Raw genomic sequence first — 6,655 nt, forward strand, 5'->3', positions numbered from 1 at the left:
AAAGAAAAGGGAAGGAGTTGATTGGATGAAGATTGTATCTGCCATTAAAAGAGTGCCTGATGACATCCAGATGAAGCTGCAAACAAGGTTCCCTGATGCTTCTTTCATTTTCTGCCACGGAATGGGTGAAGCAAAGTATTACCTTGAAGAAGCGGATGTATTTATTACATATGGTGAGGATTTGGATGAGGGGAAAATTCAGTCGGCTAAAAAACTGAAGTGGATTATGGTCCTTTCCGCTGGCATGGACCGAATGCCCTTCGAGGAAATCGCCAAACGGGATATCCTTGTGACGAATGTCAGAGGCATCCATGCACAGCCAATGGCTGAATATGCCCTCTCGATGCTGCTTCAAGTCTCCAGAAAAGCGAAAACGTTGATGGAACAGGAGCGGAGAGCAGAGTGGAACCGCCGTCCTGTCATGGACGAAATTAATGGAAGGACGATGGTTTTGCTTGGTACAGGGGCAATCCAGCAGGAAGTTGCTAGGCTGGCCAAAGCTTTTCGAATGAAAACCGTTGGTGTTTCCAGATCAGGAAAAAGCAAGCCTGATTTTGATCAAGTATTTCCTGTAGAACAAATGGACTTGGTTCTTCCTACAGGCGACTTTATAGTTGCAGCTCTTCCAAGTACACCAGAGACCAGTTATTTATTGGAAGAAAAACATTTCAAGGAAATGTCTTCTCACGCTGTCTTCTTAAACATGGGGCGGGGGGATCTGGTTTCAACAGAGACTCTCCTTGCGGCTGTAAGAAATCGCGACATCGCTCATGCCGTGTTGGATGTATTTGAGGAAGAGCCATTACCTGAAGACCATCCATTTTGGCAGGAAGAAAACGTGACGGTAACACCGCACATTTCAGGCATTTCTCCTTACTATGTACCTAGAGGGTTTGATCTTTTTGAGAAGAACTTGTCTGTTTTTATAAGTGGAGAAGGGGAATTAAGAAATATCATCGATCCAAAACGGGGGTATTAATATGAGGATATATACACGATCAGGGGATAAAGGCCAGACATCCTTGATCTACGGACAGCGGGTAGCGAAAAATGATATACGTGTAGAAGCCTATGGGACATGTGATGAAGCGAACTCTATGATCGGTCTCGCACTCAGCCATCTGAGCGGAGAAGAGTGGGAGGGGAAAGCCTCCTTTCTTCATACTTTTCAAAAAATCCAGACAATCTTGTTCCATGTTGGTGCTGAACTTGCGACGCCTAAAGGGAAAGATGTCATGTGGAAACTTAAAAAAGAACATATTGAAGAGTTGGAAAAGCAGATTGATGAATGGGACCAGTCTCTGGAGCCGTTAAAAAATTTCATCCTTCCTTCAGGACATCAAGCATCTGCTTCGCTTCATCTGGCGCGCACAGTTGTGCGCAGGACCGAAAGAATAGCGGTAGCTCTGGAAGAGGATTTGGACAACCCTTTAGTCGTCTCCTATTTGAACCGGCTGTCGGACTTTCTATTTGTAGCAGCAAGATATGTGAACCGGCAGCTGGGTGGTACGGAAACTGTGTTGGATCCTGATGTTTAAGTCCTGGGAATGAAGGGGTGCTTTATATTGACAATTCCTTTAAGAAAAGGTTAAACTAATTGTAAGGATTCTAATTTAATAATATTATAAATCAAGAATCAGTTTATGAAAGCGAGGTGCATGACCGTGTCAGACCATCGACTCCAAGATGCCATTGATACACTGAAAGGCTCTGGTGTACGAATTACTCCACAGCGTCATGCGGTGCTTGAATACCTGCTGAATTCTATGACTCACCCGACAGCTGATGAAATTTACAAAGCATTAGAAAGTAAATTTCCGAATATGAGTGTCGCTACGGTTTACAACAATCTCCGCGTCTTTAGAGAAATAGGACTCGTACGTGAGTTGACTTACGGGGACTCTTCCAGCCGCTTTGATTGCAATACAAGTGATCACTATCATGCGATCTGTGAATCATGCGGTAAAATCGTCGACTTTCACTATCCAAGTCTGAACGAAGTGGAATCATTAGCTGAACAGGTGACTGGATTTAATGTAAGTCATCATCGCATGGAAGTCTATGGAACTTGTACAGATTGCCAAACGAATAATACTCATTAAGACTGAAAGCTTTCTGCTTTCAGTTTTTATTTTTTTAGTCTTAGGAATAATCGGTCTGCGGCATGAGATTTTCCAAGCCTTCGACCCATCACTTTGAAAAACTTTTTTCTTTTTAAACCTAATAAAGGCGATCCACGAACAGAAAAACTCCACTGTATAGACAGTGGAGTTTTTAATTATACGGCAAGACGTTTATTGCTGTCCTTGCGTTTCTTTTTTGTAACGTTTCTTATTGTACTTCTCATCAAAGTCTTTACCTTCCAGTGACTTGTCCATCGTAAGCGGCTGGTCACAGTGCATGCATGCATCCACACGACCGAGCATTTTCGTTGGTTTTTCACAGGAAGGGCATACGATCTGTATCGTTTTCGTAGAGAGCATGCCGATCCAGAAATACACAACGGTACTTAAGCCGACAAACCCTACACCGAGAATCATAAATGTCGCCATTGCCCACATGGTATCTTTGAACAACAACCCGATGTACATGACACCGATACCGAGGAAGATCAGCCAGAAAGCGAAAGAACGAATCTTATTGATTTTACTGCTGTACTTTAGAGCCACTCCGTGTCCCTCCTTACTATCTACCACGTAGTATAGCATATTTTCTTTAGGCAAATATAATAGGAAAAAAGGATTTTGCCTAAACATAGCGAATAAACACTATTGAAAGGGAAATTGAATGTGGGGGAAAGAATATGGAAGATGTACTGCGCCCGATTTACCAAGAAAAAGCGAGCCAAAGTAATACACTTGGCATTCTCATATTAGAAAAAAAGAAACCGATCAGCCCTGTAACTGATAATTTTGATGTTATTTTATTCATTATTGTTCGGGATGCTGAAGAATTGTGGTATGTGAAACATTATGAATTTGAGAATAAATCAGCAGCTATGCACATTGTGGATGAAAAATTGCTGCAGCACTGGATTGATACAAGCTCATACCGCCGATCAGTGGAATGGGTCATTAATGGTCATATCATTTTTGAGAGAAATGAATATTTGACAGAACTAAAAGAACACTTGCGGGAGTTTCCTATACAAACACGTAATTTGAAGAAAGCTATCGAATTTGCAAAGTTGATCCGTAGCTACAGTGAGTCAAAGGATCTTTATGATTCTGAACAGTACTTGGATTCCTACAGCCGGATGGTCAATTCTCTTCATTATCTTGCAAGGCTTTCAATTATTGAAAAAGGATTCCACCCGGAAGTTACCGTCTGGAATCAAGTGAAGCGGATTGAACCAGAGATCTATAAATTATACCAGGAACTTATTGAAAGTAATGAACCGACAGATAAGAGAATTCAATTGATGATTCTAGCTGTCGAACATTCTATAAGTAAGAGATCGCGAGCGAGTGCACAGCACCTTCTTCAGCTTATGAGTGAGAGGGAGGAACCCTGGTCTTTCGGAGAACTGAAAGTACACCCGGAAATACAGGAATATATTTTAGACTTGTCTTCAATGATCGAATATCTTGTGGATCATCAGGTTATCGAGGTTGTTCCGCAGGATACGAAAGGTCCTCAAATATTTCACCGAAGGTATAAGCCGGTGGATGAATATATTGATCATTAATGAAGTTACTCTTCTGGTTTTGAACTAGAAGAGTTTTTTTATGAAAAAGTTATTGACGGTACAATTAAGTCCGTGCTATATTAATAAGCGTCGCATTAAGAGCGGCAACTGAGCTGAAACATTCACATGAAAAAAGTTGTTGACACTAAACAACTCACGTGATAAATTATTACTTGTCGCATTAAAAGAGCGACAGGGAGCGAACAGCTCACAAAAAACTTCCACAAAAAGTTGTTGACACTAAACAACGGAAGTGATACAATGATTGAGTCGCTGTTTTTAAGCGGCAAACAACATTTTGATCTTTGAAAACTGAACGAACCAACCAGTACGTCAAAACATTTCTTCTTTATAGAAGAGATTTGAAACAAAGCACATTCGGTGTGCAAATGAGCAAGTCAAACTTAACTTTTATGGAGAGTTTGATCCTGGCTCAGGACGAACGCTGGCGGCGTGCCTAATACATGCAAGTCGAGCGCGGGAAGCGAGCGGAACCCTTCGGGGTGAAGCTCGTGGAACGAGCGGCGGACGGGTGAGTAACACGTGGGCAACCTGCCTGTAAGATCGGAATAACCCCGGGAAACCGGGGCTAATGCCGGGTAATACTTTCTTTCGCATGAAGGAAAGTTGAAAGATGGCTTCTCGCTATCACTTACAGATGGGCCCGCGGCGCATTAGCTAGTTGGTGAGGTAACGGCTCACCAAGGCGACGATGCGTAGCCGACCTGAGAGGGTGATCGGCCACACTGGGACTGAGACACGGCCCAGACTCCTACGGGAGGCAGCAGTAGGGAATCTTCCGCAATGGACGAAAGTCTGACGGAGCAACGCCGCGTGAACGATGAAGGTCTTCGGATCGTAAAGTTCTGTTGTTAGGGAAGAACAAGTACCGTGCGAATAGAGCGGTACCTTGACGGTACCTAACGAGGAAGCCCCGGCTAACTACGTGCCAGCAGCCGCGGTAATACGTAGGGGGCAAGCGTTGTCCGGAATTATTGGGCGTAAAGCGCGCGCAGGCGGTTCCTTAAGTCTGATGTGAAAGCCCACGGCTCAACCGTGGAGGGTCATTGGAAACTGGGGAACTTGAGGACAGAAGAGGAGAGTGGAATTCCACGTGTAGCGGTGAAATGCGTAGATATGTGGAGGAACACCAGTGGCGAAGGCGACTCTCTGGTCTGTTTCTGACGCTGAGGTGCGAAAGCGTGGGTAGCAAACAGGATTAGATACCCTGGTAGTCCACGCCGTAAACGATGAGTGCTAGGTGTTAGGGGGCTTCCACCCCTTAGTGCTGAAGTTAACGCATTAAGCACTCCGCCTGGGGAGTACGGCCGCAAGGCTGAAACTCAAAGGAATTGACGGGGGCCCGCACAAGCGGTGGAGCATGTGGTTTAATTCGAAGCAACGCGAAGAACCTTACCAGGTCTTGACATCCTTGGACCTCCCTAGAGATAGGGATTTCCCTTCGGGGACCAAGTGACAGGTGGTGCATGGTTGTCGTCAGCTCGTGTCGTGAGATGTTGGGTTAAGTCCCGCAACGAGCGCAACCCCTAATCTTAGTTGCCAGCATTCAGTTGGGCACTCTAAGGTGACTGCCGGTGACAAACCGGAGGAAGGCGGGGATGACGTCAAATCATCATGCCCCTTATGACCTGGGCTACACACGTGCTACAATGGATGGTACAAAGGGCAGCGAAGCCGCGAGGTGTAGCAAATCCCATAAAACCATTCTCAGTTCGGATTGCAGGCTGCAACTCGCCTGCATGAAGCCGGAATCGCTAGTAATCGCGGATCAGCATGCCGCGGTGAATACGTTCCCGGGCCTTGTACACACCGCCCGTCACACCACGAGAGTTGGCAACACCCGAAGTCGGTGAGGTAACCTTTATGGAGCCAGCCGCCGAAGGTGGGGCCAATGATTGGGGTGAAGTCGTAACAAGGTAGCCGTATCGGAAGGTGCGGCTGGATCACCTCCTTTCTAAGGATATTACGGAAACGTACTGTGTTGGTTGTTCAGTTTTGAGAGATCAAAGAATCTTTCAACTTGTGAACCTTGAAAACTGGATAAGGAATCATTGTTTCATCTAACGATGAGGCAATTGATGACAAGACATCTAATTGAAATTGTAAACGTCTTTTCACGAAGATAGTTAAGTGAATAAGGGCGCACGGTGGATGCCTTGGTACTAGGAGCCGATGAAGGACGGGACTAACACCGATATGCTCCGGCGAGCCGTAAGTAGGCTTTGAACCGGAGATTTCCGAATGGGGAAACCCGCTGTTCGTAATGGGACAGCATCCTATACTGAATCCATAGGTATAGGAAGGCACACCCGGGGAACTGAAACATCTAAGTACCCGGAGGAAGAGAAAGCAAATGCGATTTCCCAAGTAGCGGCGAGCGAAACGGAATCAGCCCAAACCAGAAAGCTTGCTTTTTGGGGTTGTAGGACACTCCATTGGAGTTACCAAAGAGGAAGATAGATGAATCGATCTGGAACGATCAGCCAGAGCAGGTAACAGCCCTGTAGTCGAAATCTTTCTCTCTCCGGAGTGGATCCTGAGTACGGCGGAACACGAGGAATTCCGTCGGAATCCGGGAGGACCATCTCCCAAGGCTAAATACTCCCTAGTGACCGATAGTGAACCAGTACCGTGAGGGAAAGGTGAAAAGCACCCCGGAAGGGGAGTGAAAGAGAACCTGAAACCGTGTGCCTACAAGTAGTCGGAGCCCGTTAATGGGTGACGGCGTGCCTTTTGTAGAATGAACCGGCGAGTTACGACCGTATGCGAGGTTAAGCAGCAGAAGCGGAGCCGCAGCGAAAGCGAGTCTGAATAGGGCGAGTGAGTATGCGGTCGTAGACCCGAAACCGTGTGATCTACCCATGTCCAGGGTGAAGGTCAGGTAACACTGACTGGAGGCCCGAACCCACGTAAGTTGAAAATTACGGGGATGAGGTGTGGGTAGGG

General features: G+C 45.9%; 5 protein-coding genes and 2 rRNA genes (1 of these 7 cut by a window edge). 6 read left to right on the forward strand and 1 reads right to left on the reverse strand.

Annotation, left to right across the window (positions count from 1 at the left end):
* Positions 1-25: 25 nt before the first annotated feature.
* The 3 genes from ACXADE_RS04775 (at position 26) to perR (ending at position 2,102) form a co-directional block, all read left to right on the forward strand.
* Entirely contained in the window at positions 26-979 is a 954-nt protein-coding gene (locus ACXADE_RS04775; RefSeq protein WP_474979371.1) for a D-2-hydroxyacid dehydrogenase, read from the forward strand.
* A 1-nt stretch (position 980) separates the two neighbouring features.
* On the forward strand, positions 981-1,538 hold the full coding sequence (locus ACXADE_RS04780) for a cob(I)yrinic acid a,c-diamide adenosyltransferase (RefSeq protein WP_474979372.1): 558 nt from the start codon (positions 981-983) through the stop codon (positions 1,536-1,538).
* A gap of 120 nt (positions 1,539-1,658) precedes the next feature.
* Complete coding sequence (gene perR, locus ACXADE_RS04785) at positions 1,659-2,102, forward strand: peroxide-responsive transcriptional repressor PerR (RefSeq protein WP_474982195.1); 444 nt, start codon at positions 1,659-1,661, stop codon at positions 2,100-2,102.
* A 192-nt stretch (positions 2,103-2,294) separates the two neighbouring features.
* On the opposite strand, the gene ACXADE_RS04790 is transcribed toward perR, so the two are convergent.
* Entirely contained in the window at positions 2,295-2,669 is a 375-nt protein-coding gene (locus tag ACXADE_RS04790; RefSeq protein WP_474979373.1) for a YgzB family protein, read from the reverse strand.
* 134 nt (positions 2,670-2,803) lie between these two features.
* Between ACXADE_RS04790 and ACXADE_RS04795 the strand changes: the two genes are divergently transcribed.
* The 3 genes from ACXADE_RS04795 to ACXADE_RS04805 all read left to right on the forward strand — a co-directional run.
* Complete coding sequence (locus ACXADE_RS04795) at positions 2,804-3,688, forward strand: nucleotidyltransferase-like protein (protein WP_474979374.1); 885 nt, start codon at positions 2,804-2,806, stop codon at positions 3,686-3,688.
* Between the two features lie 410 nt (positions 3,689-4,098).
* A 16S ribosomal RNA gene (locus ACXADE_RS04800) occupies positions 4,099-5,663 on the forward strand.
* Between the two features lie 170 nt (positions 5,664-5,833).
* Positions 5,834-6,655, forward strand: a 23S ribosomal RNA gene (locus ACXADE_RS04805) (it continues 2,094 nt past the right edge of the window).
* The 16S and 23S rRNA genes sit together here, the layout of an rRNA operon.

It is taken from the genome of Halobacillus sp. ABR2_026 (assembly GCF_056158545.1).

Bases quoted from the DNA above. Each gene is read 5' to 3' on its own strand.
- ACXADE_RS04795 (WP_474979374.1), top strand. From the start codon at position 2,804: ATGGAAGATGTACTGCGCCCGATTTACCAAGAAAAAGCGAGCCAAAGT.
- ACXADE_RS04775 (WP_474979371.1), top strand. From the start codon at position 26: ATGAAGATTGTATCTGCCATTAAAAGAGTGCCTGATGACATCCAGATG.
- perR (WP_474982195.1), top strand. From the start codon at position 1,659: ATGACCGTGTCAGACCATCGACTCCAAGATGCCATTGATACACTGAAA.
- ACXADE_RS04780 (WP_474979372.1), top strand. From the start codon at position 981: ATGAGGATATATACACGATCAGGGGATAAAGGCCAGACATCCTTGATC.